Source organism: Streptomyces sp. NPDC032091 (assembly GCF_055580265.1).
In genome coordinates this window covers 33,505-51,492 of sequence record NZ_JBVILR010000025.1, presented here as the reverse complement: position 1 = coordinate 51,492, position 17,988 = coordinate 33,505, and the positions used below count along the sequence as shown (strand labels likewise).

The 17,988-nt window shown below is 74.9% G+C and carries 18 protein-coding genes and 1 pseudogene; 6 read left to right on the top strand and 13 right to left on the bottom strand.

Annotated elements, in window-relative coordinates; genetic code table 11:
• Window positions 1–6 precede the first annotated feature (6 nt).
• From ACZ5NJ_RS31275 to ACZ5NJ_RS31235, 9 genes are all read right to left on the bottom strand, one after another.
• Entirely contained in the window at window positions 7–1,215 is a 1,209-nt protein-coding gene (locus tag ACZ5NJ_RS31275; protein ID WP_468769226.1) for a saccharopine dehydrogenase C-terminal domain-containing protein, read from the bottom strand.
• A complete protein-coding gene (locus ACZ5NJ_RS31270) occupies window positions 1,205–2,275 on the bottom strand; it encodes a saccharopine dehydrogenase (RefSeq protein WP_468769224.1) in 1,071 nt (356 codons plus the stop codon). The genes ACZ5NJ_RS31275 and ACZ5NJ_RS31270 overlap by 11 nt, the downstream gene beginning before the upstream one ends.
• Before the next feature lie 90 nt (window positions 2,276–2,365).
• Window positions 2,366–3,517 carry a cytochrome P450 gene (locus ACZ5NJ_RS31265; RefSeq protein ID WP_468769222.1) on the bottom strand — a complete coding sequence of 384 codons (1,152 nt, stop codon included), beginning with the start codon at window positions 3,515–3,517 and terminating at the stop codon, window positions 2,366–2,368.
• 88 nt (window positions 3,518–3,605) lie between these two features.
• Window positions 3,606–4,796: an acyl-CoA dehydrogenase family protein gene (locus ACZ5NJ_RS31260; protein ID WP_468769220.1), complete on the bottom strand. Its 1,191-nt coding sequence runs from the start codon at window positions 4,794–4,796 to the stop codon at window positions 3,606–3,608.
• Between the two features lie 11 nt (window positions 4,797–4,807).
• A complete protein-coding gene (locus ACZ5NJ_RS31255) occupies window positions 4,808–7,096 on the bottom strand; it encodes an iron-containing redox enzyme family protein (protein WP_468769219.1) in 2,289 nt (762 codons plus the stop codon).
• The gene (locus ACZ5NJ_RS31250) at window positions 7,093–8,226 is read right to left on the bottom strand and encodes a 3-oxoacyl-[acyl-carrier-protein] synthase III C-terminal domain-containing protein (RefSeq protein ID WP_468769217.1); all 1,134 of its coding nucleotides are present in this window, start codon (window positions 8,224–8,226) and stop codon (window positions 7,093–7,095) included. The genes ACZ5NJ_RS31255 and ACZ5NJ_RS31250 overlap by 4 nt, the downstream gene beginning before the upstream one ends.
• On the bottom strand, window positions 8,223–9,167 hold the full coding sequence (locus ACZ5NJ_RS31245; RefSeq protein ID WP_468769215.1) for an isocitrate lyase/PEP mutase family protein: 945 nt from the start codon (window positions 9,165–9,167) through the stop codon (window positions 8,223–8,225). Before ACZ5NJ_RS31245 ends, ACZ5NJ_RS31250 begins: the two co-directional genes overlap by 4 nt.
• A 41-nt stretch (window positions 9,168–9,208) precedes the next feature.
• Window positions 9,209–10,042 carry a thioesterase II family protein gene (locus ACZ5NJ_RS31240; protein WP_468769213.1) on the bottom strand — a complete coding sequence of 278 codons (834 nt, stop codon included), beginning with the start codon at window positions 10,040–10,042 and terminating at the stop codon, window positions 9,209–9,211.
• A gap of 75 nt (window positions 10,043–10,117) precedes the next feature.
• A complete protein-coding gene (locus ACZ5NJ_RS31235) occupies window positions 10,118–10,375 on the bottom strand; it encodes a hypothetical protein (RefSeq protein ID WP_468769211.1) in 258 nt (85 codons plus the stop codon).
• A gap of 302 nt (window positions 10,376–10,677) precedes the next feature.
• On the opposite strand from ACZ5NJ_RS31235, the gene ACZ5NJ_RS31230 reads away from it, so the two are divergent.
• A complete protein-coding gene (locus tag ACZ5NJ_RS31230) occupies window positions 10,678–11,532 on the top strand; it encodes a helix-turn-helix transcriptional regulator (protein ID WP_468769209.1) in 855 nt (284 codons plus the stop codon).
• 25 nt (window positions 11,533–11,557) lie between these two features.
• Here ACZ5NJ_RS31230 and ACZ5NJ_RS31225 read toward each other — a convergent pair whose 3' ends face one another.
• Window positions 11,558–12,205: a response regulator transcription factor gene (locus ACZ5NJ_RS31225; protein WP_468769208.1), complete on the bottom strand. Its 648-nt coding sequence runs from the start codon at window positions 12,203–12,205 to the stop codon at window positions 11,558–11,560.
• The gene (locus ACZ5NJ_RS31220; RefSeq protein ID WP_468769207.1) at window positions 12,196–13,464 is read right to left on the bottom strand and encodes a sensor histidine kinase; all 1,269 of its coding nucleotides are present in this window, start codon (window positions 13,462–13,464) and stop codon (window positions 12,196–12,198) included. Before ACZ5NJ_RS31220 ends, ACZ5NJ_RS31225 begins: the two co-directional genes overlap by 10 nt.
• Before the next feature lie 148 nt (window positions 13,465–13,612).
• Here ACZ5NJ_RS31220 and ACZ5NJ_RS31215 point away from each other — a divergent pair, with 148 nt between their 5' ends.
• From ACZ5NJ_RS31215 to ACZ5NJ_RS31200, 4 genes and pseudogenes are all read left to right on the top strand, one after another.
• On the top strand, window positions 13,613–14,056 hold the full coding sequence (locus tag ACZ5NJ_RS31215) for a hypothetical protein (protein WP_468769205.1): 444 nt from the start codon (window positions 13,613–13,615) through the stop codon (window positions 14,054–14,056).
• Window positions 14,057–14,132: 76 nt separating this feature from the next.
• Complete coding sequence (locus ACZ5NJ_RS31210; RefSeq protein ID WP_468769204.1) at window positions 14,133–14,801, top strand: nucleotidyl transferase AbiEii/AbiGii toxin family protein; 669 nt, start codon at window positions 14,133–14,135, stop codon at window positions 14,799–14,801.
• A gap of 65 nt (window positions 14,802–14,866) precedes the next feature.
• The gene (locus ACZ5NJ_RS31205) at window positions 14,867–15,277 is read left to right on the top strand and encodes a VOC family protein (protein WP_468769203.1); all 411 of its coding nucleotides are present in this window, start codon (window positions 14,867–14,869) and stop codon (window positions 15,275–15,277) included.
• 16 nt (window positions 15,278–15,293) lie between these two features.
• Window positions 15,294–15,545, top strand: a pseudogene (locus tag ACZ5NJ_RS31200) (AraC family transcriptional regulator); the annotation flags it as partial.
• Here the strand turns inward: ACZ5NJ_RS31200 and ACZ5NJ_RS31195 are convergent.
• The gene (locus ACZ5NJ_RS31195; protein ID WP_468769202.1) at window positions 15,473–16,441 is read right to left on the bottom strand and encodes a DMT family transporter; all 969 of its coding nucleotides are present in this window, start codon (window positions 16,439–16,441) and stop codon (window positions 15,473–15,475) included. The pseudogene ACZ5NJ_RS31200 and the gene ACZ5NJ_RS31195 overlap by 73 nt on opposite strands.
• Window positions 16,442–16,504: 63 nt before the next feature.
• Complete coding sequence (locus ACZ5NJ_RS31190) at window positions 16,505–17,326, bottom strand: alpha/beta fold hydrolase (RefSeq protein ID WP_468769200.1); 822 nt, start codon at window positions 17,324–17,326, stop codon at window positions 16,505–16,507.
• Window positions 17,327–17,501: 175 nt separating this feature from the next.
• Between ACZ5NJ_RS31190 and ACZ5NJ_RS31185 the strand changes: the two genes are divergently transcribed.
• Complete coding sequence (locus ACZ5NJ_RS31185; RefSeq protein WP_468769327.1) at window positions 17,502–17,924, top strand: MarR family transcriptional regulator; 423 nt, start codon at window positions 17,502–17,504, stop codon at window positions 17,922–17,924.
• Window positions 17,925–17,988 lie beyond the last annotated feature (64 nt).

Sequence of the window (17,988 nt, the reverse complement as noted above, 5' to 3'; positions counted from 1 at the left end):
AGGCGGTCATGCCGGTACTCCGGTGGGGAGGCGGGTGGTCTCCTCGTAGCGGCCGGCGAGTCCGTGGGCGCCGAGGAACGACAGCCAGCGGGAGGCCTCGCGCGGGGTCTCCGCGGCCCGGTTGAGCCCGGCGGGCAGGGCGCCGGCGAGGATCCGCGTGACCCCGTAGGCGACGGGGAGGGAGACGCAGCGGGCCATCGCGGACTCGTCCGGCCCGCCGGTGAGGTCGAGCAGGCGGGAGCCGCGCCAGCGCTCGCCGGATCTGGTGCGCAGCTCCAGGGAGACGGCCAGCACGACGCGGTCGCGGTCGGCGGGGCCGGCCGGGTGGCGGGCGGCGAGGTCGTACGCCAGGGCGCGGACGGCGCCGGGGTCGCCGGCGGAGACGGTCTCGAACACCTCCTTCCAGGCGTCGTGCCAGCCGGCGTTGCGCAGGGTGCCGCGGACGAAGGTGTCGAGGTGCCAGTAGTACGGGATGCCGTACTGGGCGACGAAGGGGAGGCTGTCGCGGTTGGGGTAGGCCTCGAACTCCTCGCCGGCCAGGATCAGGGGGGCCGTCGCCTCCCAGGGCCGGGGGACGGTGATCTCGGCGCACCCGGCGATGTGGCGGGCCGGGCTGCCGAGGGCGGCCAGGACCCCGTACGGGGCCCAGCTGAAGCGGTAGCGGAACGGTCCGGGGACCGCCGGGAGCCCTCCGCAGTGGGAGGTGAACACGGCGGTCGCCGGGGAGGGGCCGAACGCCTCGCGGGCCCGGGCGACGAGGTCGTGGGCCATGAGGTGGTCGATGCCGGGGTCGAGCCCGGCCTCGGTGAGGACGACGGTTCGGGCGCGCGCGGCGCTCCGCTGCGCCTGTGCGGCCAGTTCCGGGGAGGTGTAGCTGGTGCAGGCGAAGTGGGCGCCGCGGTCGGTGGCCAGGCCGAGCAGGGGGGCGTGCTCGGTGGCCGGGAGCATGGAGACGAGGACGTCGCCCGCGCCCGTCTCCGCCGCCAGGGCCGCGGGGGTGAGGGCGCGGACCTCGGCGCGGCCCGCCAGGCCGAGGGCGGCCAGGCGGGCGGCGGCGCGCTCGGCGGTGCGGTCCCACAGGACCACGCGGCGGGCGCGCTCGCAGACGAGGGAGAGGCCGGAGCGTCCGGTGGACAGGCCGGTGCCTATCCAGTGGACGGTGCCGGACGCGGGGGCCGCGGCCGGCGCGGCGGGCGCGGGTAAGTCAGATGACAAGGGGTGCCTCCTGGGCTTCGACGGCCGTCCGGTAGGTGTGCAGGGCGCGGGCCCAGACGCCGTCCCACTCGGCCAGGCGCAGCAGGTGCGGGGCGAGTTCGGCGGAGAAGGCGGTGCTGGCCTCGACGGGGAGGAGGGAGGGGAGGTTGTCGATGGCGATCAGGTCGAGGGGGCGCTCGCCGTCGCGCAGGGTGCGGACGGGGGCGTCCCAGGTGGTGGTCTCGTCGTAGACGGGCAGGACGTTGCAGTCGGAGGTGACGTCGCAGGTGACGTCGCAGACCAGGGAGAGGCGGCGGGCGGGTTCGTCCAGGTCGGCCTTGGTGAGGAACGGCGGGACGGGGGTGGTGGTCAGGACGGTGTTGACGAGCAGGTCGTGGGCGAGGAGGGCGGGGCGGTCCAGGGCGCGGGTCTCGGGGAGGTCCCAGCGGGCGGGTTCCAGGCCGGCCTGGACGAGGGCGTCGCAGGCGCCGCGGCCGCAGCGGCCGAGGGCGCCGATGACGAGGGCGGTGGTGGGGTCGCCGTGCGGGGCGGTGGAGGCGAGGAGGGCGTCGAGGGCGGGGCGGTCGGTGGGGACCAGCGGGGTGGTGAGGGCGCGGCGGTGGTGCAGGACGGCGAGGGCGGCGCCGACGTAGCCGGCCCAGTAGCCGAACGCGGCGACGCGGCGGCCGGCTTCGTCGGTGAGGTACTCCATGTCGAGGAGGGCGCCGCCGCCGGCGGTGAAGCGGGCGAGGAGCTCGCGGGCGCCGGACTGGCCCTTGTAGGCGTGGCCGAAGTAGATGTGCCGGTGGCGCAGGGCGGGGGCGCCGGGTCCGGCGGGGAGTTCCTTGAGGCCGAGGACGTACGCGTCGTCGGGGGCCTGCGCGTGCCAGGAGGCGGTGGGGGCGGTGGCGCAGCCGGCGGCGGCGTAGTCGGCGAGGGGGAAGGCGCGCTGGGCCGACTCCTCGACGGTGATGCGGATCCCGGCCCCGACGAGGCGGGCGGCGTCCTGCGGGGTGAGGGGGGCGCGGCGTTCGGTGCGGCGGGCCTCGTGCCGCATCCAGAGGTGAGCATTGTCCGACATGGTGCGTTTTGTCCTGTCTGGAGGCATGGGAGTGGCCGACCCCCGGCCTGATCGCGGTGGCGGGGGCTGCGTCCTGGACGTTCTCGCGCGCTACAGGAGCGGGATCCGGGCGTTCGCCAGAGGGCGGTAGGCCGGGGTCGCTGTGGTGCTCCAGCCTGCCCTGCGGAGTTCGCCCACCACGGCGGCGGCGAGGGCCGTCGCCAGCTCCCCGCCCGGGCAGCGGTGGGCTCCCGCGCCGAAGGTGAACACGGTCGGATTCACCCGGCCGGGGGAGAGCGCGTGCGGGTCGGGGTTGACGGCGGGGTCCCGGTTGGCGGCGGCGAGGAGGACGAGCACCTGCTGTCCCGGCCGCACGGTGGATCCGGCGTGGGTGAACGGTTCGGCCGCGAAGCGGCGGGTGTTCTGGACCGGCGCGTCGTAGCGCACCACCTCGCGCACGAGCGCCCCGGTGTCGGGAGCGTCGGCGCCCCGGGCGAGGGCGACGAGGGTGTTGCCGATGAGGCCGGCGGTGGCGTCGTAGGTCTGGGACAGGAACCCGATGGCGTTGGACAGCAGCGGCCCCGGGTGCGCCCCTCCGCCGCGCCCGGCGGCCGCCACCAGCTCCCGTAGCAGCCCGTTCGCCGGGCCGGCCGCAGCCGCCGGGGCCGCCGAGGCCGACGCCAGGGGCGGCCCCAGGAGTTCGCGGAGCCGGACCGCGGCACGGGCGGCGGCGTGGTGGTCGGCGGCCGTGGCCGTGGCGGGGATGCAGCGGACGAAGTCGCCGATCGCGCGGGCCGCCTCGCGGTCGGCGCCGTCCGTGAGGCCGGAGAGGGTGGCCACCACCCGGGCGGGAACCCCGAACATCAGCTCCTCGTACGGGACTTCGCCGCCCCGTGCCAGCTCCTCGTGGGTGAGGCGGGCGGCCAGTGCGGCCGCGTGCCCGAGGTCGGCGCGGGCCAGGGCGGCGGCCACGACCCCCTTGAGCCGGGCCGCCGCCGCGCCGTCCGTCATCCGTACGAGCTCGCCGAAGACCTCTCCGGCCGCCGTCCCGCCGATCCCGGCCGGGACCGGCTCCGCCACGGGCCGCACCCGCAGCCCGCCCGCGCCGAGCACCGCCCGCACCGCGGCCGCGTCGGCGGCCACCCACGCCCCGAGCGCCTCGTCGAAGGCGAAGGGGCGCTCGGCCACCAGGCGCGCGTAGTACGGGTAGGGGTCCGCGAGGCGGACGGCCTCGACGGGGGTGGGGGCGACGGTGCTGCTCACGACCTGCTCCTTGTCGAACGGTGGTACGGGTACGGCGGGTGGTACGGGTACGGCGGGTGGTACGGGTAAGGCGGCTGGTGCGGCGCGGTCAGGCGGCCACGCGGGCCGCCCGGCGCATGTCCAGGGAGCCGGCGATGGCCATCCGCAGGACCTCCGACGAGCCCTCGTAGATGCGCAGGGAGCGGATCTGCCGGTACAGCCGCTCGGTGACGGAGTCCCGGACGATCCCCGCCGCGCCCAGCAGCTGGACCGCGGAGTCCACGACGTCCTGCGCGGCCTCGGTGGCGTGGACCTTGGCGATGTTGGAGTGCCGGGCGAAGCGGCGGCTGCCCCGGTCGGTCTCCCAGGCGGCCCGGGCCACCAGCAGCGAGGCCGCGTTCAGCTGGACCTCCATGTCGGCGAGCCGGGCCTTGACCAGCTGGAGGTCGAAGAGCACGGACCCGTACGCCTCCCGCGCCAGTACGTGGGCGAGCGCGGTGTCGAAGGCGCGCCGGGCGAAGCCGAGGGCGGCCGCGCCGACCGTGGTGCGGAACCGCTCCAGCAGGTCCACGGCGACCACGAACCCCTTCCCCGGCCGCCCCAGCACCGCGTCGGCCGGCAGCCGGCAGTCCTCGAAGGCGAGGTGGGCGAAGGAGCGCGGGGCGATCGCGTCGACCCGCTCGACCCGCAGCCCGGGCGTGGCGGCCGGCACCAGGAACGCCGACAGCCCCAGCGGGCCCGGGCCCTCCCCGGTCCGGGCGATGACGACGAACACGTCCGCGATGGTGCCGTTGGCGATCCACGCCTTGCGTCCGCCGAGCCGGTACGAACCGTCCGGCGCGCGCACCGCCTCCAGCCCGACCGACGCCAGGTCGGACCCGGCCTCCTTCTCGGAGACCGCGAACGCGCCGATCAGGGTGCCGGCGGCCATCCCCGGCAGGTAGCGGCGGCGCTGCGCCTCGCTGCCGAAGCGCAGCAGCGGGGTCGCGGCCAGCGCCTGGATGGAGAAGGCGAAGTCGGCCAGGTCCTCGGCGTAGGCGAGGGCCTCGCGGCGCAGGCACACCGCGCGGAAGTCGTCCACCGGGACGCCCCGCGGGTCCAGTTCGGACAGCCAGCCCGCCGCGCCGAGGGCGCGCACGAGGCGGCGCCCGGCGTCGTCCGGGCCGAGGGAGCGGACCTCCTCCCACAGGACGCGGTTGCTGTCGCACCAGGCCCCGGCCGCCGCGGCGAGACGGCGGTGGGAGTCCTCGTAGAAGGGGAGCGCGAGCACCTCGGGGTCGAAGCTCGTCGTGGGTTCCATGGTCCGGCTCCTCAGATGACCAGCTCGGCGGGGGCGCCGGCGTCCTCGGCCGCGGCCGCGCGCACCCGCTTGACCAGGGCGTGTTCGATGAAGAAGGCGAAGGAGGCGTAGCCGCGCCAGATCCGCCGCCACTCGCGCTGGACGGCCTCCTCGCCGGAGAGGTGGCGGACCTCGTCGAGGTAGGCGACGACGATGTCGGCGGACTGGCGGGCGTGGCCGGCGGAGAAGTTGTCGATGGACAGGTGGGCCTCTTCGTAGGAGACGTCGAGGCCGTGCCGGCGCAGTTTCCGGATCTCGTGCATCCGCATGGCGCCGAGGCCGAACATCTCGATGCCCAGGTTGTAGCCGAGGATCTCGTTGTAGAGGCTGTCGGGGAAAAGCGACAGGCAGAGCTGGTGGATGGAGAAGCCGTACAGGTGGTCCGGCAGCTCGCCCTGGTGCAGGAAGGCCTCCTGGCGGATGTGCGGCAGGTCCATGTCCATGCTGGCCAGGACCTTGTGGATGAGGGTGATGTGGTTCTTGGCCGTGTCGCCGCGGCCCATCTCGTCGGCGTAGATGGCGAAGAGCATGTCGTCACTGCGCCGGCCGCGCCGGCCGAGGTTGCCGACGCGGTGCGCCCAGGTGCCGTCGATCAGGCTGCCGAGGGCGTACGTGGACTGTTCGAAGACCACCTCGTCGCGGGAGGGGACCTCGTCGAGGGGCTCGTACGGGTCGACGAGCTTGTCCCAGTAGATCCGCTCCACCCGCTCCAGCAGGGCCTGCGGGGTGTAGGGGAACCAGGAGGCGTCGGTGAACAGGCCCTCGGCGCCGTGCTCGAAGAGGATCTCGCCCTCGGCGAGGCCGGCCTCGGCGCGGGCGCGGGCGAGCGGCAGCACACTGGGGTGGCGCTCGAAGTTGACGAGCCGGTGGAAGAACCGGCGGTGGTCCTCGGGGCCTTCGGGTTCGCCCACCAGGATGTCGGCGGGGTCGGCGGCGGTGAGCCGGTCGCTCCAGAGGCGGGCGGCCGCGTCCCCGGCGGTGGCGGGGACGAGGTCCGCACCGGCGGGCTCGCCGTCGGCGACGGCGCGGGCCCAGGCGGTGAGGACGGCGGCCTCGGCCTCGTCGAAGACGCCGAACATGGGGCCGCCGAACTTGACGGCCTTCAGGAAGCGGCAGGGGCCGCCGTCGCCGGCGGGCTTGAGCCGGCGGGAGGCGCGCAGTTCGCGGACGAAGGCGGCGGTGTCGAGGTCGCCGGTGTCGAGCCAGTCGGTGAGCCGGCGGGTGCCCAGGCGGACGGAGTGGTGCTGGCGGCCGGCGTGCGGGGCGTGCCGTTCGACGATCCGGGCGACCTTGGCGTCCAGCGACAGCCCGTCGTGCCAGGCGGCGAGTTCGGCGAGGGCGGCGGTGTGCTCCCGCTCCAGGCGCAGCAGGAGGCGTACGGCGGCCAGGGCGCGGCGGCGGTCGGCGGGGCCGGTCGGGGACTCCTTCGTGAAGGCCAGGTAGGCGGCGAGCACGGGCCGGACGTCGCTCTCGGTGAGCATCGGCTCGGTGCCGAGGAGGAGTTCGTCGAGGCCGAGGGCGTGGGCGGCGTAGTGGACGCCGACGACCTCGGGGAGGAAGGAGGCGGGCAGCCGGGACAGGGCCAGGTGGAAGGCGCCGTGCAGGGCGGTGAGCGGGCGGGCGCCGGCCGCGTCGAGGAAGGCGGCGGACTCCACGCCGGGGAGGTGGACGCCCTGGGCGGTGAGGGCCCGGCGGCGGCGGCCGAGGAGGCCGGCCTCGGAGGTGCCCTCCCCCTGGAGCAGCCAGTGCTGGCCGAAGAGGCGGCCGACGATCTCGGCGGGCTGGGTGGCGGCCTGGGAGAGGGTGTCGAGCCAGCAGCCGCCGGTCAGGGCGAGGGGGGCGCGCTGGCGCAGTACGGCGGCGCGGACCTCGGGGTCGGGGTGGGCGCGCAGCGGGCCGAGGACGGCGGCGAGTTCGGCGCGGGCGGCCAGGACGTGGGCGGCGACGGCGTCCGCGTCGGCGCCGGGTCCGAGGGCGCCGCCCCCGTCCGCGTCCTCGTCGTCCGGGGCCAGGAAGGCGGCGAGGACGCGGCGGGCGGCGAGCAGGACGGCCTCGCTCTCCTGGTCGGCGATCAGGCGCCGGAAGAGCCCGGCGGGCGGCCCGGCGGTGATCCGGGCGGCTTCGGCGGCCCCTTCCGGGGAGGCCTCGAAGGGGCCGGAGGGCAGGGAGGTGGTCAGGTCGGGGAGGGAGAAGGCGGGCGCGTAGTGGCTGCGCGCCATGTCGAGGGAGATTTCCTCGTCGGGGGTCTGGGGCGCGCTCATGCCGGGGATCCTTCGGGTGCGGTGACGGGTGCGGTCGCGGGGTCGGTCGCGGGCCGGGGCGCGGGGTGGGGCGCGGGCCGGGGCGCGGGGTGGGGCGCGGGCCGGGGCGCCGGGTCGGTCGCGGCGGGCGCCGGGGCGGCGGGGGTGCGGGCGGCCGTGGGCAGTGCGCGGAGCAGGACGGCGATCCGTACGCCCGGGACGCTGGACGCCAGCAGGTAGTGGCCGTGGGGCTTGAGGGCCCCGTCCCGGGCGCGGTCGACGAGGTTGATCAGCGGGTCGGCGGCGAAGCAGTGGCCCACGCGCGGGATGTTGTCGAGGAAGAGCTGCTCGCGGGTGAAGCCGGCCTGGCGTTCCTTGAGGACGACCAGGGGCTTGTGGAGGTTGGCGTGGAACACGCCGTCGATGTCGCCGGTCTTCATGCCGGCCTCGTCGAGTATCCGCCGGTTGACCTCGCGGGCGAGGTCGGAGCTGATCTCGTTGGACCAGTCGAGTCCGGCCGGGTCCTGGGCGCCGGCGCCCGCGACGACCTCGTAGGCGTCGGGGCCGAGCGGGTCGGCGCTGATGAGGCAGGAGGCGGCGCCGTCGCTGAAGAGGGCGAAGTTCTCCATGCGGACGGACTCGTCGGTGATCCGGTCGGCGGTGACGACCATGACGGTGCGGTGCATGCCGGAGGTCACGTACGCCTGGGCGGTGCGGATGCCGGCGAGGAGGTTGGCGCAGCGGCCGAGGGTGAGGCCGGTGAAGGCGGCGGTGCCGAGCCCGGTGGCGGCCATGACGTTCTCGACGAACGCGCCGTGGGTGCGGGGGCCGCCGGGGAAGCGGGTGGAGCACAGGACGAGGCAGTCGACGTCGGCGGGGGCGGCTCCGGCGCCGTCGAGGGTGGCGCGGGCGGTCTCGGCGGCGAGGGTCTCCAGGGACTTGGCCGTGCGGTGGACCGAGCCCCAGCCCCACAGTTCGGCGCGCGGCGGCATGCCGAAGCGGCGGGCCCGCTCGCGCAGGCCCTCGATGGTGGTGTGGTCGCAGCGGAGCTCGCCGAGGACGTAGCGGGGCGCGGACAGGTGGACGGCGCCGGGGGCCGGTCGGCCCCCCGGGCCGGCGGGCGCGGTGGGTGTCGCGTACGGAAGGCTCACGGTGCCGGATCGCTCTCTCGGTCGGCGGCGGACGGGGCGTTCGGGGCGGGGGCGGCGGCACCGGTGGCGGCGGGTGCGGGCGCGGCGGGCTCGGCGGCCAGCAGCGCGTTGGCCTCGGCGTACGGGAGGGCGTCCGCGCCGAAGCCGAAGGTGCCGGACTCGGCGATCTCGCGGGCGGCGCGGGTGAGGGCGCCGAGCGCGGCGCGGGACAGGGCGGATCCGGTGCTGATCCGGCGCACGCCGAGGGCGCCGAGTTCGGTGACGGAGAGCTTCAGGGCGCCGGTCATCAGGACGTTGACGGGCCGTGAGACGGCGGAGCAGACCGCGCGGATCGCCTCGGCGTCGGGCAGGGCCGGGGCGTAGAGCACGTCGGCGCCCGCTGCCTCGTAGGCCCGCAGGCGGCGGATGGTGTCGTCGAGGTCGGGGCGGCCCAGGAAGAAGTTCTCGGCGCGGGCGGTGACGGTGAAGGGGAAGTCGAGCCCCTTGGCGGCCTCGACGGCGGCGGCGACGCGTGCGACGGCCTCGTCGAGGGGGCGCAGCGGGTCCTCGTCGCGGCCGGTGGCGTCCTCGATCGAACCGCCGGACAGGCCGGCCGCGGCGGCGAGGCGGATGGTCTCGGCGACGTCCTCGGGCCGCTCGCCGAAGCCGCTCTCCAGGTCGGCGGTGACGGGCAGTCCGGTGGCGTCCACGATGCAGGCGGCGTTCGCGAGGAGTTCCGCGCGGGTCAGCCGGTTGGCACCGTCGGGGCGGCCGAGGCTGTGGGCGAGGCCGGCACCGGTGGTGGCGAGGGCGGCGAAGCCGAAGGAGGCCAGGATGCGGGCGGTGCCGGCGTCCCAGGGGTTGGGGACGACGAAGGGGCCGGGGCGGGTGTGCAGGTCCCGGAAGGCTTCGCCGCGCCGGAGTCGGGCGGCGGGGTCGGTGCTGGGGCGGGTGTGGCTCATGAGGGTCCTCGCAGGGGTGGCTTCGTACGTCGGGCGGGCCGTCAGATCAGCTCAACGTACTCATCACCAGGGATGATCGGCCCGGTGGCGGCGGGCTTCGTCACCTCCGCGACCACCGCCGCCTCGTGGGCGAGGGAACGCAGGAGGGAGGTCGCGGCGTCGGGCCGGTCCTCGAAGTAGAAGTGGCCGCCGACGGCCCAGTGGCGCTCGGGCGGGGCGGCGCACTCGCGGGACCAGGGGTCGAGCGCGGCGGGGGCGACGTGCGGGTCGTTCGTGCCGTTGAGCAGGGTGACCGGGACGCTCAGGCGCGGGCCCGGGCGGTAGCGGTGGGCGGCGACCATGCGGAAGTCGGCCCTCAGGTGGGGCAGGAGGAGTTCCTGCACGGCCTCGTCCTCCAGTACCTCGCGCGGCAGTCCGCCGAAGTACCCGACGGCCTCGGCGAAGGCGCGGCCCTCCAGCCGGGCCGTCTCGACGACGCGGGCGGTGGGCAGCAGCGAGGGGGCCGAGCAGCCGGAGGCGACGAGGCCGGCGAAGCCGCGTACGCCGTCCAGGCGGCGGGCCACCTCGAAGGCCAGGGCCGCGCCGAAGCTGTGGCCGAACAGGAGGAAGGGACGCCGGCCGGGGGTGTCGCCGGCGATGGCGGCCGCGGCGCCGTCGGCGAGGGCGGCGAGGGAGGCGGGGGCCGGCTCGCGGAAGCGGTGGCCGCGGCCGGGCGGGCACACGGCGGCGAGCAGTGCCTCGCCCTCCAGGGCGGGCTGCCACCCGAGGAAGGTGCGGGGGTTCCCGCCGGCGTGCGGGAAGCAGTAGACGCGGACGGCGGCGGGGGCGGGGCCTGCGGCGGTCTCGGAGGTCAGGAACCAGGGTGAGGCAACCACGAGGATCAGCCATTCCTTTGCCGGTCGGTCAGTGGCGGGAGGTGATGCAGTGCAGGACGGGGCGTCGGTGGGCGATCAGTTCCAGCCAACGTCGTTGGTGGAGGTGGGGGTGGGCGCGGGGGTCGTCCCGGGCTGCGGGTTGTTCCAGCCGACGTCGCCCGTCTCACCGTTCTCACCGGCGGCGACGTGCGGGTTCACGAGGTTCCAGCCGACGTCGCCGGAGCGCAGGTGGCTGACGGAGCCGGCGGGGGAGGCGTCCTCGGTGGCCTGGAGGGCGAAGCCGGCGACCGCCGTTCCGAGCCCGAGGGCCACGCCGGCCGTCGCGAGAACCACGCGTCCGCGGATTCCCGAAACGCGGTTGGCCGGACGAGTCACCATGCGGTTCTTCCCCATTTTGCCCAGTCCCCTCAAGTCGTTTCGCGTTTGGACATTCCTGGAACGCCAAACCGAGGCGGTAGCCGGGTGGTCTCGATCTCCGGTGCGCCTTCTCGGTGTTCGTTCCTGCGGTGAGACCAAATCTCCCCTGCCCGCTTGAGAGGAACTAGACCTACGATGGCTCCGGTTTACGCATTGCGGGAACCCACGGGGTCTCAACCGCCGCAAACAGCTCCATACCGGACAGACAGGGGTGGGTAGTGGACGTAGTCAAATACGTCAAAACCGCACAGAGCGGTGCACCTGAGGAGCTGTGCAAGGCCGCGGCGGGGGAACCGCAGGCCTTCTTGCGGGAACTCGCAACGCACCTGGGCCTGCTCGCGCAGGAGGCCGCGCAGCAGGCGGCGCGGCCGGCCCCGGCGACGGCCGCCGAGGTCCCGGCCGAGGAGGTGGTCGGGCCCGGCGTGCGGTACCTGCACGGCCTGGGCAGCATCTCGACGGCGATCAACGAGGCCCTGGGCTCGGTCCGGCGCGACATCCTGACGGCGCAGCCCGACGGGGCGCGGCCGAGCGCGGTACTGAAGGACGCGCTGGAATCCGTACGCCGGCAAATCTCGGCGGGCATCGCGATGCGGACCCTGTATCAGCACACCACGAGATTCGACGAGGCGACGAAGGAATACGTCCGCGCCGTAACGGAATATGGCGCTCAAGTACGGACGCTCGAAGAATTCTTCGACCGTCTGATCATCGTGGACGACGTCGCCTTCATTTCCGCAAACGAGGACCGTACCACGGCGATCTCGATTACCGAACCGACCATCGTACGATTTCTGCGCGACACGTTCGACAAGGCCTGGGACCGGGCCAAGCCCTTTCCCTTCGTACCCCTGCACGCCGCGAAGGCGGCCGACGAGGTGGTCCCGGCGATCCGGGAGTCGATCAGCCGGCTGCTGGTGGAAGGTTACTCGGACAAGGCCATCGCGCGTCGCATAGGGATCAGCGAGCGCTCCCTCCAGGCCCATATCGCGGCCATCAAGCAGGAACTCGGCGCGCACAACCGATTACAGCTCGGCTACCTCCTGGGCCGCAACGAGGCCACCTACGTGGTGTGACGGCGGGGGCGGGGGAGCCGGAGGGCTACTGCCGGTTGAGGTAGGTGAGGACCGCGCGGACGCGGCGGTTGGTGTCGTCGTCATCGGTGATGCCGAGTTTGCCGAACAGCGAGGTCGTGTACTTGCTGATGGCGCCGTCGCTGAGGAACAGGCGGCGCGCGATGGCGTGGTTGGACAGCCCCTCCGCCATCAGGGCCAGTACGGAACGCTCCCGTTCGGTGAGGCGCTCCAGCCCCCGGTCGGGGCCGCCTCCCGTCAGCAGCTTCGCGATGACGGCCGGGTCCATGGCGGTGCCGCCCGCCGCGACGCGTTCCAGGGAGCCGATGAACTGGTCGGCGTCGAACACGCTCTCCTTGAGCAGGTAGCCGACGCCGCCGCTGCCGTCGGCCAGCAGTTCGCGGGCGTAGAGCTGTTCGACGTGCTGGGAGAGGATGAGGACCGGCAGGCCGGGAACCTCGGCGCGGGCGGCCAGCGCCGCGCGCAGGCCCTCGTCCGACTGGGTCGGGGGCATGCGGACGTCGACGACGGACACGTCGGGGCGGTGTGTCCGCAGGACGTCGAGGGTCTCGGGCCCGGTGGCGGCGGTGGCCACCACCTCGTGCCCGAACGCCTCGATCAGGCGGACCATCCCGTCGCGCAGCAGGTACAGGTCTTCGGCTACGGCTATGCGCATGGCACGGCCATCCTGACACGGGTCGGCCCGCCGTGGGGGCTGGTGATCGCCAGAGTTCCGTCGAAGACGGCGAGGCGGCGGCGCAGGCCGGCGAGCCCGCCGCCGGGCCGGACGTCGGCCCCGCCCCGGCCGTCGTCCTCGACCTCCACCACGATGCCGTTCTCGTCCCGGACGAGGGAGACGTGCGCGCGGGCCGCCCCCGCGTGCTTGACCGCGTTGGTGAGGAGTTCGGCGACACCGAAGTAGACGGCGGACTCGATCGGCGGCTCCAGGCGCAGCGGTCCGCCGGCCCGGACGGCCACGTCGAGGGGGACGTCCAGGGCGAGCGCGCGGACGGCGTCGACGAGCCCGCGCTCGCTGAGGACGGGCGGGCTGATCCCCCGGATGAGCTCACGCAGTTCGGTCAGCGAGGCGGTGGCACCGGCCCGCGCCTCCCGCATCAGCTCCCTGGCCCGCTCGGGGTCCCGGTCCATCAGCGCCTCGGCGGTGGCCAGGGCGAGCCCGAGCGCGACGAGGCGCGCCTGGGCGCCGTCGTGGAGGTCCCGCTCGATGCGGCGGATCTCGGCGGCCTGCGCGACGGTGGCGTCGGCGCGCTGGGAGGTCAGCTCGTCCACGCGTTCGGCGAGCGCCATCGCGGGCGACGGGCCCAGGAAGCGGACGGCCACCCGGCGCAGGGACCGCCAGGCGTACGGGGCGCAGCCGACGGCCACGGCCAGCGCGCCGGCCCCGGTCAGACGGGCGGCGGTCCCGGAGCCGGCCGGCCCCACGCCGGCCGCCCCGAGGGCCGCCACGGCCAGCGCAGCCGGCGGGACGGCGGCCACCACCCCCGCGGTGAACGGGGCGACGAGGGCGAAGCGCAGGTCGCGCCAGGTGGCGGGGTCGCTCCACCACAGCCGCATCCGCTGGTCCATGACGGCGTCGCGGCGGCTGCGCTCGTAACTGAAGCCGTTCCACCAGTACCCGGTGGACAGTTGCATCACCGGCCCGGCCTCCCGGTAGCCGGCGGGTATCGAGGTGCCGGTCCACCGCGCGACGAGGGAGCGGACCGCCCCGCAGACGGTCCGGGCCACGGCGAGGGTGCCCGCGCACACGATCACGGCGGGCCCGATCCACGCCCACGGGTGCGCGGCCCCGCACCACACCGCCAGCCCCACGGCGGCGGCCCACACCGCCGGCACCGGCAGGCAGACGGCCGCGGCGACGCACGCCCGCCCGAACCCCACCGCGGCCCGCACCACCCAGGATCCCGCACGTCCCATGACTCCCCCTCGTCTCCGGTCCACTCCCCCACTGTGCACCGCCCGCGGCCCGCGCTGGGTCGGCCCGGCGCGGGAGTGGGGCTGGGCCCACCCCCCTGTGGGCCCAGGCCGATACCGCGCCGAACGGCCGCTCCGTAGCGTCGTGGCCATGGACACCACGGCAGACACGAAGACCACCGACCCGGCCCTCCTCGACACCCCCGGCGCCCGGGCCGCCCTCGGCACGACGCGGACCTGCGTCACGCTCTACGCCGCCGTCACCAGCGCCGCCCTCCTGGCGGTCGTCGCGGTCGCGGCCACCGGCCACCTGGTGAACCCGTTCATGTGGACCCGCGCGGCCCTCCTCCCCCTCATCGCCCTCCTCCTCCACCGCCTGACCGCCTCCACCGCCCGGGGCTCGCGCCGCGCCTTCGAACGGCTGCGCACCCTCACGGCCGTCTTTCCGGTCGCGATCGTCGGAGTGGACCTCATCCCGGGCGTCTGCCCGTGGTGGTACGCGGCGCTGCAGGCCCTCTGCGTCCTCCCGGCCCTGCGCGTCACCCTGGCGCTGCGCGGCCCGGCCCTGCGGGTGGCATTCCCCAAGAAGCCCTGAACCGGGTCCCATTGATACCCGATGCTGGGCGCATGGCACCGACGTCCCACCCGGCCGGCCGGCCGAGCACCGCTGCGTGAACCTCACCGGCCTCCACCGCCGGCTGCTCGCCGACGTGATCACCATCGGCAGGGCGTACCCCCTGGTCATCACGGGTGGCTACGCCGTCCAGGCCCACGGCCTCGTCGACCGGGCCAGCCAGGACCTCGACGTCGCCACCGAGAACCCCGCGCCCATGGCGGACATCGCCGCCGACCTCGCCCGGCAGCTGGCCGACGGCGGCTGGCACATCACCGTCATCGGCGTGGACCCGCTGTCCGCCCGGCTGATGGTCACCGACCGCACGGACGGCGGGCGGTGCGGGGTCGACGTCCTCAAGGAGAACCTCTGGGCCGCTCCCCGGCCCACGCCCTACGGACCGGTGCTCGCCTTCGACGACGTCATCGGCACGAAGGTCCGCGCCCTCGCCGACCGGGGCGCCGTCCGCGACCTCATCGACGTCCACGCGGCCGCCCCGCACCGCACCCTCCCCGAGCTCGAACGTCTGGGGGTGCGCCACGGCCGCGGCGCCTTCCGCCTCGACGACCTGCGCGACCGCCTGGCGGGCGCGGACTGGTACGACGACGAGGAGTTCGCCGCGTACGGCCTCGACGGCCACGCGACCGCGGTCCTCCGTGCCTGGGCCCGGCACTGGGCCCGCGACCTCGAACCGAGGCTGGCGGACGACCGGGACGGGCCGTCCTGACGGGACGTCGACGACGGTCAGGATTCGAGAAGCGCGGCGCACCCGGCGCGTCTAGCCTGCTGGTCATGGACATCAGCATTCACACGACCTCCCTCCCGCACGTCGACCCGGACGCGTCGCTCGCCTTCTACCGCGACGTCCTCGGCTTCGAGGTCCGCAGCGACGTCGGGCAGGGCAGGATGCGCTGGATCACGGTCGGCCCGGCCGGCCGGGCGGGCACGTCGATCCTGCTGGCGCCGGCCGCCACCGACCCCGGCATCACCGAGGCCGAACGCCGCACGATCAGCGAGATGATGGCCAAGGGCACCTACGGCTGGATCCTGCTGGCCACCCCGGACCTCGACGCCACGTTCGAGAAGGTGCGGGCCGGCGACGCCGAGGTCGTCCAGGAGCCGACCGAGCAGCCGTACGGGGTCCGGGACTGCGCGTTCCGCGACCCCGCGGGCAACCTCATCCGCATCCAGGAACTGCGCTGAGCCCAGGGGGGGTCCCATGTGCAAGCCCGAATGGGGACGCGCACGCGTCCAGGCTCAGCGCCTGGCCGGTCTCGCGCGGCTGCGCCGCGTCCGCGACCGGATCGACCGGCAGTACGCGCAGCCGCTGGACGTGGAGGCACTCGCCCGCGAGGCGCACCTCTCCGCCGACGACCTGACCCGGCAGTTCCGGGAGGCCTACGGCGCGTCGCCGTACGGGTACCTGATGGCGCGTCGCGCCGAACGGGCGGCGGCGCTGCTGCGGCTGGGCGTCGGCTTCGCGGCCGGGCGCCGGCGGGAGACCGCCACGCCCGCCAGGCAGATCGCGCCGCCCAGGAGGGTGAGCCCGCCCGGGATCTCGTCCAGGACGGACCAGGCGATGAGGACGACGACCGCCGGGACCGCGTAGGTGGTCGCGCCCATCCTGCCGGCCGTGGTGCGCGACAGGGCGTAGGTCCAGGTGGTGAAGGCGAGGGCGGTCGGGAAGAGCCCCAGGTAGACCATGTTGAGGGTGGCCGACAGGGGGGCCTGCGGGAGCTGGCTGAGGAGCTGGCCGGCGAAGGGCAGGGTGCAGGCCGTGCCCACGAAGCAGCCGTACGTGGTGACCTGGATCGGGTCGGCGTGCCGCAGTGCGGGCTTCTGCGAGACCACCCCGGCCCCGTAGGCGAGCGCGGCGACCAGGCAGAGCAGGACTCCGGTGAGGGAGGAGGTTCCGCCCTTGGAGGTGGACATCCCCACGACGACGGCCCCGGCGAAGGAGACGCCCATCCCGGCCAGCAGCATCGGCGGGAACCCCTCCTTCAGCAGCCAGACGCTGAGCAGGGCGATGACGAGGGGGCCGATGTTGACGACCATGGCGGCGGTGCCGGCGTCGACGCCCTGCTCGCCCCAGTTCAGCGTCACCATGTACAGCCCGAACCAGAGCACCCCGGAGGCCAGGATCCCGGGCCACGCCTGACGGGGCGGCAGCGGTACCCGCTTGACCAGCAGGACGGCTCCCAGGGCGACCGAGGCCGTGAGGAGGCGGCCGAGGGCGAGGGCGCCGGGGCCGTAGTGCTCGGCGGCCGCGCGGATGGAGACGAATGCGGAGGCCCAGAGTGCGACGGTGACGGAGGCGGCCGCGAGGGCGCGGTGGTCGATGCTGGAGTCGCCAGCCGGTTGGTCCATGCGCGTCAATGTATTGATGGATATCGGCCTTGCCTACGCGAATTCCCGCGCGATGAGGCCGCGTCAGGGCGCCGTCAGCAGGGTACGCAGGCGTTCGGCGTAGGCCTTGGGGTGGCTGGTGTTGCCGTTGTGACCGCCGGGGAAGACGCGTATCTCCTCGCCCACCAGGTCCGCCAGTGCGGCGGCGCAGGCGCGGTCGAAGACGGTGGCGGGGGTCGTGGCGCCGACGGCCGGGACGATGCGGGTCGGGGTGGTGGCCAAGGCGGCCGGGTCGAGGGTGTCCTGGAGGATCGCCGAGAAGTCGTGCTCGACGAAGTAGGCGAAGTTGGCGCGGCGCAGTTCGGTCATCGGCTGCGGGGTGAGGCCCGGTTCGGAGTCCTTGCCGCTGGTGTCTATGCCGAGCACCCGGGCGGTCTCCCGCAGGGTCGCGGGGAGTCCGGCCGTGCGGTGGAGGTGCCGGAGCTCGGCCAGTTCCGCCTCGTGCCGGGCGCGGTCGGCGGCGGGCAGCAGGCTCGGCGCGACCGGTTCGTGGGCGATCAGGGTGGAGAGCCGGCCGGGGTGCCGGGCGGCCACATGCAGCCCGATGACCGCGCCGAGGCTGCACCCGAGCATCAGGGCGGGCTCGTCGGTGACGGCGCCGAGCAGCCGGCAGACGTCCTCCGCGTGCTCGGCGAGCGAGGTGGTCCGGCCGGGCTCCGCCGGCCGGCTGCGGGACAGGCCGCGGCGGTCGTAGGTCAGGACGGTGAACGCGTCGGCGAGGTGCGGGACGAGGTCGACGGTGCGGTCGGCGTCGCCCTCGCCGCTCTGGGAGATGAGCAACAGGGGCCCGGTGCCCTGGAGTCGGTAGTGGAGGCCGGCGGTGGTCGCGGTGCGGTGGCTGGACATGACGGAGGCGCTCCTTCGTGGGTCGGGCGGTGCGGGCCTTCGTCCCGCACCGTGATCCGAAGGTAACCCATCACCATCGATACATCAAGAACGATGGATCGATTTCGATGAATCTCTTCTGATGTAATCTGGCGGGGTGGATGGAATCGAACTGTTCCTGCTGGGCCGGGCCCTGATGAAGCTCGGCGAGGAGGCCCTGCCCGAACCCCCGGGCGGGGCCGGGCAGTACGCGGGCGGCACCCGTTCCGTCGTCATCGTCGCCGGGGACGTCGCCGCGCACCCGGGCACGACCGTCGGCGAGACGGCGCAGCGCACGGGGCTGCCGCAGAGCCAGGTCTCGGGCGCGGTCGCCCGTCTGCGCGAGGCCGGTTCGGTGGAGACGGCCCCCGACCCCGCCGACCGCCGCCGGACCCTGGTGCGGCAGGCCCCCGGGGTCTCCGCGCGGGTGGCCGCCGTACGGGCTGCGGGCGCCTCGAAGGTCGAGGAGGCCCTCGCCCGGGCGTTGGGCGAGGACGGGGCCGGGCGGCTGCCGGAGGTGACGGAGGCACTGGAGCTGCTCGCCCGCCACCTGGCGGTACGCGGCGAGCAGCCGGCCTGAGCCCGCCGGCCGCTCCGGCCGGACGCCGGACGGTCAGACCGCCGGTCCGTCAGGCCGCCGGTCC

Coding starts and splice junctions, on each gene's coding strand:
- ACZ5NJ_RS31270 (WP_468769224.1), bottom strand. CDS start 2,275: ATGTCGGACAATGCTCACCTCTGGATGCGGCACGAGGCCCGCCGCACC.
- ACZ5NJ_RS31260 (WP_468769220.1), bottom strand. CDS start 4,796: ATGGAACCCACGACGAGCTTCGACCCCGAGGTGCTCGCGCTCCCCTTC.
- ACZ5NJ_RS31255 (WP_468769219.1), bottom strand. CDS start 7,096: ATGAGCGCGCCCCAGACCCCCGACGAGGAAATCTCCCTCGACATGGCG.
- ACZ5NJ_RS31245 (WP_468769215.1), bottom strand. CDS start 9,167: ATGAGCCACACCCGCCCCAGCACCGACCCCGCCGCCCGACTCCGGCGC.
- ACZ5NJ_RS31225 (WP_468769208.1), bottom strand. CDS start 12,205: ATGCGCATAGCCGTAGCCGAAGACCTGTACCTGCTGCGCGACGGGATG.
- ACZ5NJ_RS31220 (WP_468769207.1), bottom strand. CDS start 13,464: ATGGGACGTGCGGGATCCTGGGTGGTGCGGGCCGCGGTGGGGTTCGGG.
- ACZ5NJ_RS31215 (WP_468769205.1), top strand. CDS start 13,613: ATGGACACCACGGCAGACACGAAGACCACCGACCCGGCCCTCCTCGAC.
- ACZ5NJ_RS31205 (WP_468769203.1), top strand. CDS start 14,867: ATGGACATCAGCATTCACACGACCTCCCTCCCGCACGTCGACCCGGAC.
- ACZ5NJ_RS31195 (WP_468769202.1), bottom strand. CDS start 16,441: ATGGACCAACCGGCTGGCGACTCCAGCATCGACCACCGCGCCCTCGCG.
- ACZ5NJ_RS31190 (WP_468769200.1), bottom strand. CDS start 17,326: ATGTCCAGCCACCGCACCGCGACCACCGCCGGCCTCCACTACCGACTC.
- ACZ5NJ_RS31185 (WP_468769327.1), top strand. CDS start 17,502: ATGAAGCTCGGCGAGGAGGCCCTGCCCGAACCCCCGGGCGGGGCCGGG.